Source organism: Mariniflexile aquimaris (assembly GCF_042676825.1).
Lineage (GTDB): Bacteria > Bacteroidota > Bacteroidia > Flavobacteriales > Flavobacteriaceae > Mariniflexile > Mariniflexile aquimaris.
This window is the reverse complement of record NZ_JBHTIB010000012.1, coordinates 161,289-179,212: the sequence shown is the minus strand read 5'-3', so window position 1 is coordinate 179,212 and position 17,924 is coordinate 161,289. Positions and strand designations below refer to the sequence as shown.

Here is a 17,924-nt window from a genome sequence, read left to right as displayed (position 1 = left end):
ACTTGGTTAAGCATTTAATAAAGTAAAAAACACAAAGATGAAAGAACTAGAAAAAGTAAAAAACATATCTATAGCTTCAGTAGTATTCATATTAGCAGTGATTATTGGTCTTTTAATGTATGAAAGACCTCAAAATATTTTTGAACTGAATACGAAAGCTACGCTTGAAAATTTAACAGACAATAACTTTTTTGTTGATATAAACGACATTAACAATGCTGACTACGCTATTATTGATGTGCGTAGCGAATATGAATACGATAAGGGTCATTTAAAAAATGCAAAAAACATTTATACACCAGAAATTTTAAAGGAATCAAATTTAAATTATTTTAAAAACTTAAAAGAAGCCGGAAAAACTGCCGTGCTTTATGGCAGTAACCCCGAAGAAGTTAACACGCCGTTATTAATATTATATCAACTTGGGTACAACAACATTAAATTATTAAAAGCAAAAAACACTTATTTGCAAAACAAATTAATAACAACACCTATTGAAGTTGAAAATTCAGAAGCTGATATCGCTGCATTCATAAAAGAATCAGCCAAAAACAAAGATATCGCAGTTCCTGTTAAAGTAGTTGCTCCGGTAAAAAAAGTAATCACTGTGCAAAAACAAAAGAAAATGCCTGTAGAAGGCGGTTGTTAAACTTCTATAAATTCTGTAAAAAACTGCTTAATAAGCAGTTTTTTTTTGCTTCAAAAGTTAGTCTTCTAGCGTTTTTTTTTCCTCAAAAAATGTGCTTGCCTCAAAATATTTTTTTTAGCAAAAATCTTCCTTTTTAAAAACCATTTTAAAACTCATTTAACATACTGTAAAACACATAATTACATATGTAACAAATGTTACTCAATTTACCGATTATTTATAGATAAAAGTTGATAAAAGTCATAAAAATAGCTCTGTTTAGAATTTAACTTTATTCATTATAAACCACTGAACATTAAACTTTTATATCATGAAAAAACAATCATTTTTTGTATTTGTAATACTTATTTTAACAACGTCCTTATTCAGCAATTTTTCGGCAGCGACAAATGCCTGTATCGACCCACCAGACGAATTCGAAACACTTGTAAAATACCTTGAAGAAAACAACAATATAATAAAAGGAGAATTACCCATTATAATGGCTTCTGAGGTAAAAGATAATATGAAAAATCCTAAATATCATGTTATCGATATAAGAACCGAAAGTTGGTTTCAATACGGACATATTAAAGGTGCCGCCAATGTAAAAGCAGAAACTTTACTTACTTATTTCGAAACTAAAATAAAACCAGCCGATTTTGATAAAATAGTTCTTGTTTGCTATTCCGGACAATCTGCGGCTTACTATGCTGGCTTACTAAAATTAGCAGGTTACCCAAATGTTGCTAGCATGAAATGGGGCATGAGCGCTTGGAGAGAAGACTTTGCAAACAATGCCTGGAACAAAAACATCTCTAACGATTTTGCTTCTAAAATAGAATCTACCGAAAAAGAAAAACAAGTAAAAGGTGAACATCCTATTTTAAAAACTGGTAAAACTGAAGGAAAAGACATTTTAAAAGCACGATTAGAAGAATTATTTGCAAAACCTTATAACGAGTATATCGTAAAATCTACAGATGTATTCCAAAATCCTGCAAATTACTACATAGTAAACTACTGGGATCAAACTAAATGTCAAGGGCATTTACCAGGAGCCTTACACTATAATCCAGAAGCATCATTAACTAACGATTTATTAACACTTCCTGCTAAAGAAAAAATAGTGGTTTATGAAACCACAGGACAAAAAGCAGCATATGTAGTAGCCTACTTAAATGTATTAGGTTATAACACAGGAAATTTAGCCTATGGCGAAAATAGTTTTATGAATAACCTATTAAAAGAAAAAGGCTCGGATGCGTTTACAAAAAAAGAAATAAACATGTATCCAGTTGTAGAATAAAAAAACCAATTAACTAATAAATATTAAGTCATGAAAAAACTATCATTTTTAATTTTAGGATTACTAATAATTCCAACATTCTTTCTAACATCTTGCGACCGTGGCGACGATCCATCTGATGGCGTGGTGGCAACACCCAAATTCACATTAATGAAAGATTATGTTGTGGATAACAATCTTGATATCGATAATATTTTAACCAATTCATTAAACGAAAAATTTGTTGCGGGTCCACCTGCCACTTCTGCCGATGTTGACGCTTTTTTAAGTTCATATTATATTATGGATATTAGAAGTAGTGCCGATTTTACAGCTACAGGTCATGTTGCGGGTGCGAACAATGTAGCATTTGCTAATATTTTAACCGAAGCTCCAAAAGCTGGCACAAAACCTATCTTGGTTGTTTGCTACACAGGTCAAACAGCTTGTTACGCAACCGCTTTATTACGTTTGTATGGATATCCTCGCACACAAGCCCTAAAATGGGGTATGTCTGGTTGGAATTCTAACAACGCGACCTCTTGGAATAATGCCATTACTGGAAATATTGCAAACGGACATAGTAATTGGTCTTTTACCGCAGCACCTGCTAAAGTTGTTTATAAAGACCCAACTATAACCAGCTTATCTTCAGACGGTCTTGCAATCCTTAAAAGTAGAGTTGAAGAGGTTGTAGCAGCAGGTTTCACACCAGCTACAGTTAAAGGATCAGATGTTTTAGCAAATCCAAGTGGCTACTTTATTAATAATTATTTTTCTGAAACAGATTATTTAGGATTCGGACATATAGCCGGTGCAAACCGCATACTTCCTTTAAACCTTGGAGACGACACGTATTTAGGACTTGACAATAATGCTAAAGTTGTTGTTTACTGTTATACCGGGCAAACATCTGCAGTAGTTGCAGCTTGTTTAAGAGTTTTTGGCTACGACGCGTACAGTTTAACATTTGGCATGAATGGATTATACAATAATAATCCTGCTTGGACCTCAAACAAATGGAGTTCTTCAGTGCCAAAAAACTATCCTGTTGTATACAATTAATTTAAATTCTAAATAACAAACAATGATGAAAAACAATATATATATCGCAATAACAATAGGCATTCTATTACTATCAGGTAATGCCTTGGCCCAAGGTTGCGAAGGTGATTTGCCTGTAGGTAACGACTCCTTAAAAGCGCCTGCAGTTACTATATTTGGTTACATTCAACCAGAATATGATTATAACTTTACAGATGCTGGAGATAACACATTTAAGTTTAAACGTGCCAGAATTGGTGCCAGAGGTCTTGTTTATAAAGATTTTTCATATTATTTCATGCTTGAAGCAAGTCCGTTTGTTGGTAGCACTGGTGATGCTTATCTTATGGATGCCTTTGTATCTTACACGAAATACAATTGGGCAAAAGTATCGGTAGGTACATTTAAACAACCATTTAGTTTAGATGTTGCCACACCTTGCCATAGCTTAACAACTATAGACAGATCTATTGTAGCCGATCAACTTGTTGCTCCTCAAAGAGACTTTGGTTTAATGATTTTAGGAGGTAACAACTATACCAAATTCAACTATTGGGTAGCTGTAATGAACGGTAGAGGTTTACAGGTAAAAGATGATAACACCAAAAAAGACGTTATTGCTAGAGCTACTTATAAACTTACAAATTATTTAACTGTAGGTGGTAGTTTTAGATATGGATATCCTATTCCTAATAACGAAGAGGATACCCGTACTACTTATGGCGCTGAAATTTTAATGCAATTGGATAAATTAGCAATTCAAGCAGAATATATCTACGATGAAGGCGCTTATTTTAGTGGTGCTTCAGGTGGTTGTGGTGCCACACCAGTTGCTCTTGGTGAAAGAAGAGATGGTGCTTATATCATGGCATCGTATAGCGTGGACGAAAAAATTCAACCCGTATTTAAATATGAATTTTTCGATCCGAATTTAGACTTAAAAGACGATGGAAGTTATATGGAACGTATGACCATAGGTGCTAATTATTTCTTTAATGATAAAGTTCGCTTTCAATTAAATTATCAAGCGAATATTGATACGGTTATAAATGTTGACAACGACGCATTATTAGCCCAAATACAAATTAAGTTTTAATTTGATAAAGCTTTCATTTAATTAAAAAACATTCAAAAATTAGTACAAAACCCTCTAGGGATTACTAGAGGGTTTTTCTTTGTTTTTTGCTATCTTTGTTTAAACGTCAATACGCCATAAAAAGTGAACGATCAAGAGCTGTTTTTAAAGGAAAAAATCACAAAATATTATTCTAACATATTAGAAGAAGAATTAATTGATGAAATGGTAAAAGTGAGCCACTATAATAAAATACCAAGTGGCGAACTAATGATAGATATTGGTGATGAAATGACCCACATTCCTTTAATTTTAGATGGTATTGTTAAAATAATGAGGAAAGATGATAATGGTGAAGAAATTGTACTACATTTTCTAGAACGCGGTGATACTTGTGCTATTTCTTTTGCGAATTGTATAAACAAAAAAAGAAGCATTTTTAGAGGGATTATTGAAAAAGATTTAGAAGCTATTTTTTTACCAGTTGATTCAATCGATATTTGGCTATCAAAATTTAAATCATTTCGTCATTTTATTATAGATAGTTATCATTTTAGATTATTAGAAATGGTAGACACCATAGATGGATTGGCATTTATGAATCTAGGAGAACGTATTTTGAAATACCTCGCAGACAAAGCAAAAGTTAACAATACTAACGACCTCGATATTACCCATCTCGATATTGCAAACGATTTAAACACGTCTCGAGTAGTTATCTCTAGAATTGTTAAACAATTGCATGATGAAAACAAAATATATTCTACACGAAATAAAATTCGCGTTCTCATTCCGGAAAAATAATAAAAAATTAAAAAACACTTTTTTAAAACAAAAGATAGAGCGTTTACTTAATTATTTATTTAATTCATTTTCAGTTATTTATAATGTAACAAATGTTACTCTTTTGAATCATTTTATATAAGAAAAACCTGATAAATATCAGTTAATTTAGAGCTTCAAAATTTTAAATTTACATATCTTAAATATATATATCTATTGGTTGGATTTTTATAATTTAAGTTTCGAGTTTAAACCCTCTAGGTATGGCTGGAGGGTTTTTTTGTTAACTGTTATTTCTGTGTAATCTTTAATAGCTTTTAAAAGTGACTAATCAAGAACTTTTTTTACAGAAGAAATTAAAAAAATACTTTTCCAAAAAATTCGATGCGGAACTAATAGACGACATCGTAAAAGTAGCTGAATATAAAGCATTTAAAAGTGGCGAGCTATTAATCAATATTGGCGCTAAAATGTCTTTTATGCCACTCATTTTAGAAGGCGTTTTAAAGATTATTAGAAGAAAAGAAAATGGTGAAGAAATTGTCCTGTATTTCTTAGAAAGTGGCGATACTTGTGCCATTTCGTTCGCCAATTGTATAAACAGAAAACAAAGTATCTTTAAAGGTATTGTAGAAAAAGATCTTGAAGCTATTTTTATACCCGTAGAGTACATCGACCAATGGATAATTAAACATAAGTCGTGGCGCTATTATATAATTGACAGTTATCATTTTAGATTCTTAGAGATGATAGATGCCGTAGATAGTTTAGCTTTTATGAATTTAGATGAACGCATTTTAAAATATTTAATCCATAAGGCTCAAATTAATCATAACTGCGATCTTGAAATTACACACTTAGAAATTGCTCACGATTTACATACGTCGAGAGTTGTAATATCCAGAATTATTAAGCAATTAAATGATGAAAAGAAAATAAATTCATCAAGAAATAAAATTCGTCTTCTGGTACCTTTTAACTAATATAGTCCTATTTTAACTCTAGATATTTCATTAAAAAGCGTTATATTTGCAAATACATAACGAAATTTTAATGATATCCATTTCAGAAGCCATTCAATTAGTTAAAGATAATAGTTCTCCTTTATTAAAAAACACCATTAAACCTATCGAAAAAGCGGGCGGTTACAAACTTTTTAATGATGTAATTTCGCCGTTAAATATGCCTCCTTTCCGGCAATCTGCCATGGATGGGTATGCGGTTTGTCTTCACGATAGTTTAACCTACACCTTAATTGGAGAAATAAAGGCAGGCGATTCTATACAACCTAGTTTAAAAAAAGGAGAAGCGGTGCGCATTTTTACAGGTGCTCCAGTTCCCGATACCGCGAATGCTGTAATGATGCAAGAAAAAGTTAGTGTTACTGGTTCTAAAATTACATTAGAATCCCAAATTCCAATCCATCATAATATCAGACCTGTTGCCGAACAAGTAAAAAAAGGTGCTTTAGCGCTATCAAAAAACACCAAGCTCACTCCTGCTGCCATTGGTTATTTAGCGTCGTTAGGAATACAAAACGTAACTGTATTTAAAAAACCGACCATCGCTATTGTGACCACTGGAAACGAATTAGTTGAACCAGGACAAACATTAACCTATGGAAAAATATATGAAAGCAACTCCAAAATGCTTCAAAACGCGCTTTATAATTTGAAATTTTATGATGTAACGATTCATAAAGTTGAAGATGATTATAACAAAACAAAAGCCATACTAAAATCGGTGATCACCGAAAACGACCTCGTGATAATTTCGGGTGGTATTTCTGTTGGCGATTACGATTTTGTTGGAAAAGCGCTTGAAGAATTAAAAGTTGAAGCCCTTTTTTATAAAGTAAAACAAAAACCAGGAAAACCTTTATTCTTCGGAAAAAAAGATAAAACATCAATTTTTGCACTCCCTGGAAATCCAGCGGCGGCACTAACATGTTTCTATGCCTATGTGTATATCGCGTTGCAAAAAATGATGGATAATGAAGATCTGGAGCTGCCACGTATACAGGCAAAATCGTTAACGAAATTCATGAAAAATGGCGACCGACCACAGTATTTAAAGGCTATTTACAGCAACGGGACAGTAAAAATTTTAGAAGGTCAAAGTTCTGCCATGTTGCAAACTTTTTCCGTTTCTAATGCATTGGTTTTTGTACCTGAAGAAATTAATAAAATTGAAATAGGAGATTTGGTCGATGTCGTTTTATTACCCGTCTAAAGCTGAAAATTATGAGTTATAAAATAAAAAGTCGCGTTTGGATTGAGTACGATAACCACGTGTTATTAGGCGAAGGTCGTGTGCAATTGCTTAAAGCAATCGACGAAACAGGGTCGTTATCAAAAGCTGCAAAATCGTTAAATCTATCGTATAAAAAAGCATGGAACCTTATTGATTCTGTAAACAAATCGGCTAAAAAACCAGTTACCATAAATTCCACCGGTGGTAAAGGAGGCGGTGGAGCGGAATTGACTGAATACGGCAAATCATTAATCCAAGTTTTTGATGAAATAAACACTAATTGTTGGGAATTTTTAGATGTTCAACTTCAAAAAATTGAAAATTTATGATAACAGTACTTAAAGTTAAAAGTATTTAAAATGCCTAAAATTTGAGTTATGGAAAACAAGGAATTTGCTAAAAAACTTGAATTGAGAACGCTTCAATTTGCTGTTTCAATCAATAAAATGTCGTCCTCATTACCTAAAACGGCAGAGGGCTTAGTCATAAGAAATCAGATTACTAAATCAGGAACAAGTTATACAAAAACAACTTTAAATACTTTAGGCACTCATAACTTTAAATACTTTAGACACTCATAACTTTAGACACTCATAACTTTAGACACTCACAATAAATGTTACAAACCGAAAACATATACCTATTTCTACTAGTACTCCCGATAGTATCATTCCTCTATTCTAGTGTGGGTCATGGCGGTGCCAGTGGCTATTTAGCATTAATGGCTTTGTTTTCGTTCTCCCCAGAAACGATGAAACCCACTGCCCTACTACTTAATTTATTTGTAGCGGGCATATCGTTTTATTATTTTTATAAAGAAGGTTATTTCAATAAAAAACTGTTTCTTTCATTCGCAATCACGTCTATTCCTTTAGCATTTATCGGAGGTACCATCGAGATTGATGCTACTTGGTACAAAAAAATATTAGCCATTTTATTAGTGTTTGCTATTTTAAAAATGCTCAACGTATTTGGTAAAGAAACTAAAAACATCAAAGAAGTTAAACTATGGCAAGGACTTTTAGCGGGAGGCATTATTGGGTTCTTTTCTGGCTTAATTGGCATTGGTGGTGGCATCATTTTAACACCATTAATTTTACTCCTGCATTGGGGAAATATGAAAGAAGCTGCTGCTGTTTCTGCCCTTTTTATTTGGGTAAATTCTGCTGCCGGACTTGTCGGACAAATAAGTAGCGGTATTCAAATAGAACTAGAATCGTTTGTTTTAGTGGCTATTGCACTTTTTGGAGGCATCTTGGGTGGTTACTATGGAAGCAAGAAATGGAACGACAAAAAATTACGTTACATGCTGGCATTTGTATTAATTATTGCTTGCGTAAAATTACTATTTACCTAAAATGATTGATAAAAAAAACATAACAGGCATTATACTTTCCGGTGGAAAAAGCTCCCGCATGGGCAGCGATAAAGGCTTTTTAATGTTTGAAGGAAAACCGTTTGTAGAGCATAGTATTGACGCTTTAAAACCCCTAGTCTCCAATATCATTATTATTTCTAATAATAAAGATTACGATATATTCGGATTCAAACGCATTGAAGATGAAATTGAAAACACCGGACCATTGGCTGGTATTTATTCCGGATTAAAGCATGCTTCCACCGAATACAACTTAGTTTTAAGTTGCGATATTCCGCTAATAAAATCAAATATTCTGGAAAAACTTGTTAATGCAGCTGTTGAAGACTATGAAGTTATCCAGATTGAAAGTGGCGGTAAAACCATGCCGTTAATAGCACTCTATAAAAAACAATGTGAACACATATTTTTAAAACTATTAAACGAAGGAGAACGACGATTACAATTTGCAGTAAATCAATGTAACCTTAAAAATGTAGTTTTGAATGAAGCCGATGCTTTGTTCACACAAAATATCAATACCCCTGAAGAATTAAAAGCAATTACCCTATGAACGTCAACATAAAATATTTCGGACTTATTGCTGAAGTCACTAAATGTGAAGAAGAAACCCTTAGTTTTTCTGGCAACTTAATTTCTGAACTTTTCAATGATTTATATGCTAAATATCCAGAGCTAAAAAACAAAGATTTTCAAGTGGCACAAAACCAAGAGTTGGTGTCATTTGAAACAAAAATCACAGGAAACGAAATCGCTTTATTACCGCCTTTTGCGGGTGGATAATTAATTATATTAAAAGGTAGGATAAGATTCCTGCCTTCGCAGGAATTTATGAATAGATACAACAGACATATCATCCTTTCAGAAATTGGTCAAATTGGTCAAGACAAACTATCCAACGCTAAAGTTTTGGTAGTTGGTGCTGGCGGATTAGGCTGTCCTGTTTTGCAATATTTAGCCGCAGCAGGCATTGGCACTTTAGGCATTATTGATTTTGATATTGTTGAAGCATCTAATTTACAGCGCCAAGTATTATTCGGAACTTCCAGCTTGGGTCAAAATAAAGCTGAAGCCGCAAAAATAAGGTTAAAAGATTTAAATGACACCATTACAATTAACGCATATCCGTTTCCATTAGATTATCAAAATGCACTCGAATTATTTAAACAGTATGATATTATCGTTGATGGCTCCGATAATTTTGAAACGCGTTATTTGGTAAATGATGTGTGTATCTTAACGAATAAACCGCTCGTGTTTGGTGCTATTTACAAGTTCGAAGGTCAGGTGTCTGTATTTAATTATGAAAACGGACCGAGTTATCGCTGCCTATTTCCGAATCCGCCAAAAAAAGATACCGTTCCAAATTGTTCTGAAATTGGTGTGTTAGGTGTTTTACCCGGAATTATTGGAAGTTTGCAAGCCAATGAAGTCTTAAAAATCGTCTTGGGAATTGGACATGTACTTTCTGGAAAATTATTATGTTTTAATGCATTGACAAATCAGACTTCCATTTTGAAAGTCAAAAAATCTCAAGAAACAATTGATACCGTTTTAAAAAACAAAGCGAATTTTCATACTAACCAAATGGATTTTAATTGTGAGACTGAAATAAAAGAAATTTCCATTACAGACCTTTCAGAATTTGAGAATGTTCAGGTTATTGATGTTCGAGAATCGCATGAACTTCCAAAAATTACAAATCTAACAGTGACTTCAATTCCTTTAAGCGAACTTGAAAATTCAATAGATAAAATCGATAATAAAAAGCAAAAAGTATTCTTTTGTCAAGCAGGAATACGAAGTAAACAAGCCGTTTCAATTTTAAATAATTTGAATATTAAAAATTGCTTTAGTTTGAAAGAAGGCGCTAAACAAATAATTGATACCTACGAGGTTTTGAAAACCTCGCATGATAAATAGAATGAATGAATTCGACCTGCAAGGTTTCAAAAGCCTTGTAGGTCTACAAAAAAAACATCTTTATGGAAACTAAAAAACCAAAAAGCGTATTTAAACAAGGCGCCATTTCTTCAGAATTTATTGGAGAATCCATCGCAAAGCATCAAACCAAAACAAGTATTGGTGCCCATAATATATTTTTGGGTCAGGTACGTGCCGATGTTATTAACGGAAAACCCGTTTCAGCCATAGAATACACCGCTTATGAAGACATGGCAAACCAGAAATTTAACGACATACGCGAGGCCGCTTTTGAAAAGTTCGAACTCACTTGCATGCATATTTACCACAGTTTGGGTACCGTAAAAGCAGGAGAAATATGCCTGTTTGTATTTGTGTCTTCACCGAGAAGAAAAGAGGTTTTTAAAGCTTTAGAATATATTGTAGAAGCCATTAAAGCCGATGTACCTGTTTTTGGAAAGGAGATTTTTGAAGACGACACACATCAATGGAAGGTCAATAATTGATTATTGTTGATTGACTATTTATTATTAAACTACCATGAAAGAGCAACTAAAAAAGAGAACTAAAGTATTTGCCCATAACTGTGTAAAAATAACGCAGGAATTTCCTAATACGTATCTTTCTAACCACATTAAAAGTCAACTTATTAGATGTTCAACTTCTGTTGCAGCCAATTATAGAGCATCTTGTATCGCCCAATCAAAACCAAGTTTTATTGCAAAAATCAGTATTGTGATTGAAGAGGTTGATGAATCTAATTTTTGGTTAGAATTTGCTTTAGATGAAGATTTAATTTTAAAAGAAAAAATAGACAATCTTTTGAAAGAATCTAGTGAATTAACAGCAATCTTTATGGCTTCAAGAAAAACAGCAAGCACAAAATAATCAATAATCAATAGAAAATAATAAATCCGAAAATGGTCGACATCACACATAAAAGCACCACATTAAGAACAGCCGTAGCACAGGCAGTGGTAAAGGTTAGCAAACCAGAAACAATTTTGGCTATACAAAACGATACCGTTCCAAAAGGCAATGTATTTGCCATGAGTAAAGCCGCTGGGTTATTAGGTGTTAAACGTACCCCAGATATTTTACCCGATTGTCACCCCTTGCCTATTGAATTTACTGGCGTTGAATACGACATAAACGGTTTAGAAATATCAGTAATTTTCACTGTAAAAACCATTTACAAAACAGGCGTGGAAGTTGAAGCGATGCATGGTGCCAGTGTAGTGGCTTTAAACATGTACGATATGTTGAAACCAATCGATAAAGGCATCGAAATTCATCATATAAAATTATTAAACAAAAAAGGTGGTAAATCGGACTTTAAAGACAAGTTTAGAAAAGATTTGACTGCTGTGGTTATTGTGTGTTCCGATACCATTTCGGGTGGACATAAAGAAGATAAAGCAGGAAAAGCCATTATTGAAAAACTAGAAGCTTGCGAGGTTAAAGTTGAAGAATACATCATAATTCCTGATGAAAAAGATATTATACAAGAAAAAGCAAAAATGTATCAAAGTCAGGGCATCGATTTAATAATATATACAGGCGGCACAGGGCTTTCGGCAAGAGATGTTACCCCAGAAGCGCTTATACCACTATTAGACAGACGTATCCCTGGAATTGAAGAAGCGATTCGTAATTACGGGCAAGACAGAACTCCGTATTCCATGCTTTCAAGAAGCGTTGCGGGAACCCTTAAAAACACGTTAGTATTAGCGTTACCAGGTTCAACCAATGGTGCAAGTGAATCAATGGATGCTATTTTTCCGTCGGTATTACACATTTTTAGAATTTTAAAAGGCGCCAGACATGATTAAACGTTTAGTCGTGGAATCGTTTAGTCGTTTAACCGATTAAACAATTCAACGATTCAACAATTACACAAAACAAAACAATGAACGAACACAACAACATATTACAAGATTTACATGGCAGAAACCATGGGTATTTACGTATTTCACTCATTGAAAGGTGTAATTTACGTTGTTCCTATTGCATGCCTGAAGAAGGTGTGCAATTGTCACCTAAAAGTCATATAATGACCTATGAAGAAATCTATGAAATTGCAAAAACGTTCGTTAATCATGGGGTTACCAAGATAAGACTCACTGGAGGCGAGCCTTTAATCAGAAAAGATATTCCAGTTATTTTAGAAAAACTGGCGACGCTTCCTGTTGAATTATCTATTACATCCAATGCTGTAATCATTGATAAATTTATTGATGTTTTAAAAGAGAATGGCGTTAAAAAAATCAACATCAGTTTAGATTCATTAGATAAAAACAAATTTCATCAAATTACCCGTCGCGATCAATTCGATATCGTTTATAAAAACATGTTGCTTTTAGTTGAAGAAGGTTTTACCGTGAAAGTAAATGTAGTGTTAATGAAAGATTTTAACGAGAATGAAATCATCGATTTTATAAATCTTACCAAAGACTTACCTATTGTCATTCGATTTATAGAATTTATGCCCTTTGATGGCAACAAATGGGATATGAGTAAAATGGTTTCTTATGCTGAAGTGATGGCGCATGTAAATGCAAGTTTTTCCGAAGAAGATATTAACCGTCTGCAAGATGCTCCAAATGATACGTCGAAGAATTATAAAATAAAAGACTACAAAGGTAGTTTTGCTATTATTAGTTCTGTTACTAATCCATTTTGCGATTCCTGCAACAGACTGCGTTTAACGGCAAACGGCCAATTAAAAAACTGTTTATTTTCTTCCGAAGAATCCGATTTATTAACAACACTTCGTGCAGGAAAATCGATTGAACCTATCATTCAAAAAGCGGTTCAAGCGAAGTTTAAAGTCCGTGGTGGTATGGACACGCTGGAAAAACTTCAAGAACCTAAACTGCATAATAATAACAGAAGTATGATTACGATTGGTGGATAACACTTAATTATGAATTCGCGTTTCTTAATACAATAGACCAAAATACTTCCCCCTTTTCCTCACTTAAAAAATAAATTATTTTTAATTAGGATAAATTTGTCCGTTATATAATTTAAAACTAAATTTGCCAGCAATTTGAAAACCATTCTGATTACAAATAAGATATTTTTATCCTAATTAATTTAGATGGATTATTCAAAGTTATAATAAGTCAATTAAAAAGAGAAATAATAAAAATATACTAAACCTTTTAAACCATGAACATTGCATCGTTGGTAGACCAAATAACCTACCAAGAAAACAAACCAACCGTCACCGTTTTATTTAAAACCGAAACCACTAAGGAAATTCGGATTGTTATGAAAAAAGGACAAACCATGAAGGAACACCAAGCGCCCTACCCCATTGTTATCGAAATCTTTGAAGGCAGTATCAATTTTGGTGTAAACAACGAAAAGAAACTTTTAAATAAAGGTGATTTAATAGCGCTAAACGCCAACATTCTGCACGATCTAACCTGTCTGTCTGATTGTATCATCAGGTTATCTCTTTCAATTTATGATAGTGTGGAACGCGTAAAAAATGTAAATAACTAATTAATAAAACCTCTAAATACAACTTAAAATGAAAAAAACATGGCTTGCCTTTATTAGTGTTGTTGTCTTATCATTCATCACGCTAATCTGGATTGGTACGGAAGTATATCAAACCCAACCTCCTATTCCAGAAACTGTTATTGTTAAAGAAACTAAAGAAATTCTTTACACCAAAGCAGATATCCAAATCGGACAAAACGTTTGGGAATCTATTGGCGGTATGGAAGTCGGTTCTATTTGGGGGCATGGAAGTTATGTTGCCCCAGATTGGACTGCCGATTGGATCCATAAAGAAGCCGTTTATATGTTAAACGCTTGGGCGAAAAATGATTTTAATACGACCTACGAATCTTTGGATGTTGAACAAAAAGCAGCATTAAAAGCACGATTGATTAAAGATATTAAAACAAATTCCTTTAATGAATCTGACAAATCGATTAGTATATCTGAAAGCAGATTAGCCGCAATTAAAGAAAATATTAAACATTACTCTGCTATTTTTTCTGAAGGAAAAGAAGAATACGCCATACCAAAAGGAGCGTTAGTTGAAAAGGAAAAGTTAGAACAATTGAATGCTTTCCTTTTCTGGACGTCTTGGGCAGCAAGTACCAATCGCCCCGGAAAAGATTATACCTACACCTCTAACTGGCCACACGAGCCGCTAATTGACAACAACATTACAGATGATTCTATTATATGGTCTGGATTATCTATTGTGTTGCTGTTACTTTTTATAGGTATTCTTACCTACTACTATTTATTAAACCATGAAAAAGGCGAACTTTTAGAGAAACCGGAATCAGATCCTTTAACAAACCTAAAACTATTCCCTTCACAAAAGGCCATCTTAAAGTATTTTATAGTAATTTCCTTATTGATTGCTTTGCAGGTTATTTTAGGTGCAGTTACGGTACATTACACGGTAGAAGGACAAGCGTTTTTTGGCTTTGATTTATCGAGCTTCCTACCCTATTCGGTTACCAGAACTTGGCATACCCAATTAGCGGTATTTTGGATTGCTGCCACTTGGTTAGCGACTGGCTTGTTTTTAGCACCTATGATTTCTGGCAAAGAAATGAAATACCAACGTTTTGGTATCAACTTTTTGTTCTTCGCTTTATTGGTAATCGTTTTAGGATCCATGTTTGGCGAATGGTTAGGTGTACACCAATTTTTAGACTTAACTACGAATTTCTTCTTTGGTCACCAAGGCTATGAATACATGGATTTAGGTCGTTTTTGGCAAATATTTCTTGGTATCGGTCTGGTACTTTGGGTAGTTATGGTAAGTCGTCATATTCTTTTTGCCATTCGAAAAAACGATGCTTCAAAACACTTGCTCATAATACTATTAATATCGGTAATGGCAATTGGTATGTTCTTTTTCTCCGGACTTATGTACGGCGAAAACAGCAGCTTACCTGTAATTAACTACTGGAGATGGTGGTTGGTACATTTATGGGTTGAAGGTTTCTTTGAAGTTTTTGCAACCGTGGTGATTGCCTATATATTTTCTCAAATGAAGGTAATATCACCTAAAACGGCTGGACGTGTTTCTATAGCCTCTGCTTCTATATTTTTAGCTGGTGGTATTATTGGTACGCTGCATCATTTATACTATTCGGGAACACCGGTACAAGCCATTGCTTTGGGTGCCACTTTTAGTGCTTTGGAAGTTGTACCACTGACTCTTATGGGCTTCGAAATTAGAGAAAACTGGAACCTGCTAAAAAGTAAACAATGGATGCAAAAATATAAATGGCCCATTTTCTTCTTTATCGCGGTTGCTTTTTGGAATTTTGTTGGTGCCGGTGTATTTGGTTTCTTAATTAATCCGCCAATTGCATTGTACTATATTCAAGGTTTAAATACCACAGCGGTACACGCACACACCGCTCTATTTGGTGTTTATGGTATGTTAGGCATGGGCTTTATTTTAATTTGTTTACGTTTTTACTCTAACCGCGTTTGGGAAAACAAAAAACTAAAACGTGCTTTTTGGTTATTGAATATTGGATTAGTAGCCATGGTAGTTTTCAGTTTATTACCTATTGGTATTATACAAGCGTATACTTCAATTACTCAGGGTTATTCTTTTGCTAGAGAATCTGAATTATTATACTCTCCAACAGTACAAACGCTTAAATGGATGCGTATGATTGGTGATGTGATATTCTCGGTTGGTATTTTTTACTTCTGCTGGTTTACTATTGATGAAACCATGTATAATTTTAAAAGAAAGCGATTGAATTAAGCTATAAATAATTACAAAAAAAGGTTGAAATTTAAGCTTATTAGCTTGATTTCAGCCTTTTTTTTTATCTGGTATCTGGATTTGCGTTAGGGATTGTCCCGAAGCGTCGGGAGGCATCCTTTTTTGCCACTAAAAGCAAAAAAGATATAGCGTAAAGCCCGACCCTTGGGGTAACGCCCTAATAATGTTTAACTGTTTAATTGTTTATTTGTTTATTTGTTTAATGAAATAGTGATTTATCACATGAACTACTTAACCAATACCTTCTTCTCGAAATTGCTTTTTGGTGCTTCACACAGTGAACATTCGTAGCTATCGGGCAATGTTTCGAAGGGTGTATTTGGTGAAATATGCTGAGTAATGTCGCCATAAATTTCGTTGTACACTGTTAAACAATCTTTGCACTGAAATACTTGTTCTTCTGAAGCTTCTTTTTTAACTTCTTGCAAAGTAATATCTTCTCGTTCTGTACCTAGTTGATCGAAATACAGCTGACTTAATTCCATTAACAAGCCTGGTAATTCTACCTTATCGACATCCTGAACATGCATGATGTACTCGCGTGTATTCGGATCGAAGTTTTTGGCGTACAATAAGTTATAGGTATCGCGAATTACAAAATCGCCCAAGGCTTCTGGTTTTTTGTTTTTTTCGACAACGATAGACGTGAAATAATAGGCACTACTGGCGTAATTAGTGAGTCCGAAAGTTAAACCATAGGTACTGATATCGTTTTGGTCGAAATTAGTTACTAAGTACTTTTTAAGATTTAAAGCGTCTTTATCGTTGACTGGTAAATGCCAGTTTAACTCTAACATAGAGTGACGAACGTTGATACCGAATTTACCTAAAAACTTTTCCCACTGTAGTTTTGCCTGCAACGGAATACCTTTTACTATAAAGGATTTCCATGGGGTAATGGATATTTTACCTATTTTATTTTCGGCACACAACTCGCACATGGCTTTTAAAAAAGCCAAGTCGTAGCGGTTGTTTCGCCAGTATAATCCTAACCAATATTTATCGCCAATTCGGTTCATGCCTTCGTAATAAGGAAATGGGTAGAATGGTACTTCCAAGGGTTTATCGACCGTTCTGTTGTTGGTATCGATGGCATCACTGACCAATTCGAAAATAGTTTCTACATTTTCGGGTTCTTCTTGCAACAAATTTTCGATAGCGAGCTCTACTTTATCTAAATCCCAGCTATAAATAAGCGCCGGATACATGACCGTTTTTTTCCATTCTGGAAGACGAATGTATAAATACCAATAGTCTTCGTGTTCTGAAGCGATATAGTTTATATTCCCAGTGAATAACGGCACCAAACGTTGCTTGGGGTCGGTAATGTTTACACGTAGTTTTAATTCGTGTTTAAATTGTTCTAAAACATAGAGATAGCGATCGCTAGTAAGCCATGAGGTATTTGGAAAAATATCTGCCGACACGTATGAAGATACCATATTTTCTGTACGCACCTGATTAGGTAACACTACTTGAAGCTTATCGAAACTTCTTAGCTTTTCTATATCAACAGGTTCTGGAAAAATAATGTCTTGTCTAGATCCAAACGAAATGGTATCTAAACCCAAACTTTCGGCTGCTTCACAAATGTATTTTAATTCTCCCGGAGACAATACACCGCCATTTACTATCAATCTACACGATTCTTTCATTTTACATTTTTCTGTCCTGCAAGGTTTTTTAAACCTTGTAGGTATATGTTACACCTATTAGTATACTTTGTTTTTTACCTACAAGGTTTTGGAAACCTTGCAGGAAACT

Annotated in this window: 20 protein-coding genes; 19 read left to right on the top strand and 1 reads right to left on the bottom strand. The window is 33.9% G+C overall.

Annotated features, from left to right (window positions below):
• The first annotated feature begins 37 nt into the window (after positions 1–37).
• From ACFQ0I_RS08840 to ACFQ0I_RS08750, 19 genes are all read left to right on the top strand, one after another.
• Entirely contained in the window at positions 38–649 is a 612-nt protein-coding gene (locus ACFQ0I_RS08840; RefSeq protein ID WP_379941369.1) for a rhodanese-like domain-containing protein, read from the top strand.
• A gap of 310 nt (positions 650–959) precedes the next feature.
• Positions 960–1,937 carry a rhodanese-like domain-containing protein gene (locus tag ACFQ0I_RS08835; RefSeq protein WP_379941367.1) on the top strand — a complete coding sequence of 326 codons (978 nt, stop codon included), beginning with the start codon at positions 960–962 and terminating at the stop codon, positions 1,935–1,937.
• Positions 1,938–1,967: 30 nt separating this feature from the next.
• The gene (locus tag ACFQ0I_RS08830; RefSeq protein WP_379941365.1) at positions 1,968–2,981 is read left to right on the top strand and encodes a rhodanese-like domain-containing protein; all 1,014 of its coding nucleotides are present in this window, start codon (positions 1,968–1,970) and stop codon (positions 2,979–2,981) included.
• 22 nt (positions 2,982–3,003) lie between these two features.
• A complete protein-coding gene (locus tag ACFQ0I_RS08825) occupies positions 3,004–4,056 on the top strand; it encodes a porin (protein ID WP_379941363.1) in 1,053 nt (350 codons plus the stop codon).
• 123 nt (positions 4,057–4,179) lie between these two features.
• Positions 4,180–4,839: a Crp/Fnr family transcriptional regulator gene (locus ACFQ0I_RS08820; protein ID WP_379941361.1), complete on the top strand. Its 660-nt coding sequence runs from the start codon at positions 4,180–4,182 to the stop codon at positions 4,837–4,839.
• Between the two features lie 302 nt (positions 4,840–5,141).
• Positions 5,142–5,801, top strand: coding sequence for a Crp/Fnr family transcriptional regulator (locus ACFQ0I_RS08815; RefSeq protein WP_379941359.1), 660 nt, complete (start codon positions 5,142–5,144; stop codon positions 5,799–5,801).
• A 70-nt stretch (positions 5,802–5,871) separates the two neighbouring features.
• Positions 5,872–7,050: a molybdopterin molybdotransferase MoeA gene (locus ACFQ0I_RS08810; protein WP_379941357.1), complete on the top strand. Its 1,179-nt coding sequence runs from the start codon at positions 5,872–5,874 to the stop codon at positions 7,048–7,050.
• Between the two features lie 11 nt (positions 7,051–7,061).
• Positions 7,062–7,400 (top strand): winged helix-turn-helix domain-containing protein, encoded by a 339-nt coding sequence (locus tag ACFQ0I_RS08805; RefSeq protein WP_379941355.1) that lies wholly within the window; start codon positions 7,062–7,064, stop codon positions 7,398–7,400.
• 48 nt (positions 7,401–7,448) lie between these two features.
• Complete coding sequence (locus tag ACFQ0I_RS08800) at positions 7,449–7,652, top strand: hypothetical protein (protein ID WP_379941353.1); 204 nt, start codon at positions 7,449–7,451, stop codon at positions 7,650–7,652.
• Between the two features lie 35 nt (positions 7,653–7,687).
• Positions 7,688–8,428, top strand: a complete 741-nt coding sequence (locus ACFQ0I_RS08795; protein ID WP_379941351.1) for a sulfite exporter TauE/SafE family protein — start codon at positions 7,688–7,690, stop codon at positions 8,426–8,428.
• Position 8,429: 1 nt separating this feature from the next.
• Entirely contained in the window at positions 8,430–9,002 is a 573-nt protein-coding gene (gene mobA / locus ACFQ0I_RS08790) for a molybdenum cofactor guanylyltransferase (protein WP_379941349.1), read from the top strand.
• The gene (locus ACFQ0I_RS08785) at positions 8,999–9,232 is read left to right on the top strand and encodes a MoaD/ThiS family protein (protein WP_379941347.1); all 234 of its coding nucleotides are present in this window, start codon (positions 8,999–9,001) and stop codon (positions 9,230–9,232) included. Before mobA ends, ACFQ0I_RS08785 begins: the two co-directional genes overlap by 4 nt.
• Before the next feature lie 48 nt (positions 9,233–9,280).
• Positions 9,281–10,372, top strand: coding sequence for a molybdopterin-synthase adenylyltransferase MoeB (gene moeB, locus ACFQ0I_RS08780; RefSeq protein ID WP_379941346.1), 1,092 nt, complete (start codon positions 9,281–9,283; stop codon positions 10,370–10,372).
• A 62-nt stretch (positions 10,373–10,434) separates the two neighbouring features.
• Positions 10,435–10,878 (top strand): molybdenum cofactor biosynthesis protein MoaE, encoded by a 444-nt coding sequence (locus tag ACFQ0I_RS08775; RefSeq protein WP_379941344.1) that lies wholly within the window; start codon positions 10,435–10,437, stop codon positions 10,876–10,878.
• Between the two features lie 34 nt (positions 10,879–10,912).
• Complete coding sequence (locus ACFQ0I_RS08770; RefSeq protein WP_379941342.1) at positions 10,913–11,260, top strand: four helix bundle protein; 348 nt, start codon at positions 10,913–10,915, stop codon at positions 11,258–11,260.
• Positions 11,261–11,292: 32 nt separating this feature from the next.
• Positions 11,293–12,204, top strand: a complete 912-nt coding sequence (gene moaCB / locus ACFQ0I_RS08765; protein WP_379941340.1) for a bifunctional molybdenum cofactor biosynthesis protein MoaC/MoaB — start codon at positions 11,293–11,295, stop codon at positions 12,202–12,204.
• Positions 12,205–12,281: 77 nt separating this feature from the next.
• Positions 12,282–13,289, top strand: coding sequence for a GTP 3',8-cyclase MoaA (moaA, locus tag ACFQ0I_RS08760; protein WP_379941338.1), 1,008 nt, complete (start codon positions 12,282–12,284; stop codon positions 13,287–13,289).
• A 257-nt stretch (positions 13,290–13,546) separates the two neighbouring features.
• Positions 13,547–13,885, top strand: a complete 339-nt coding sequence (locus ACFQ0I_RS08755; RefSeq protein WP_379941336.1) for a cupin — start codon at positions 13,547–13,549, stop codon at positions 13,883–13,885.
• Positions 13,886–13,913: 28 nt separating this feature from the next.
• Positions 13,914–16,139 (top strand): nitric-oxide reductase large subunit, encoded by a 2,226-nt coding sequence (locus tag ACFQ0I_RS08750; RefSeq protein WP_379941334.1) that lies wholly within the window; start codon positions 13,914–13,916, stop codon positions 16,137–16,139.
• Positions 16,140–16,387: 248 nt separating this feature from the next.
• Here ACFQ0I_RS08750 and ACFQ0I_RS08745 read toward each other — a convergent pair whose 3' ends face one another.
• Positions 16,388–17,815: a rubredoxin gene (locus ACFQ0I_RS08745; RefSeq protein ID WP_379941332.1), complete on the bottom strand. Its 1,428-nt coding sequence runs from the start codon at positions 17,813–17,815 to the stop codon at positions 16,388–16,390.
• Positions 17,816–17,924 lie beyond the last annotated feature (109 nt).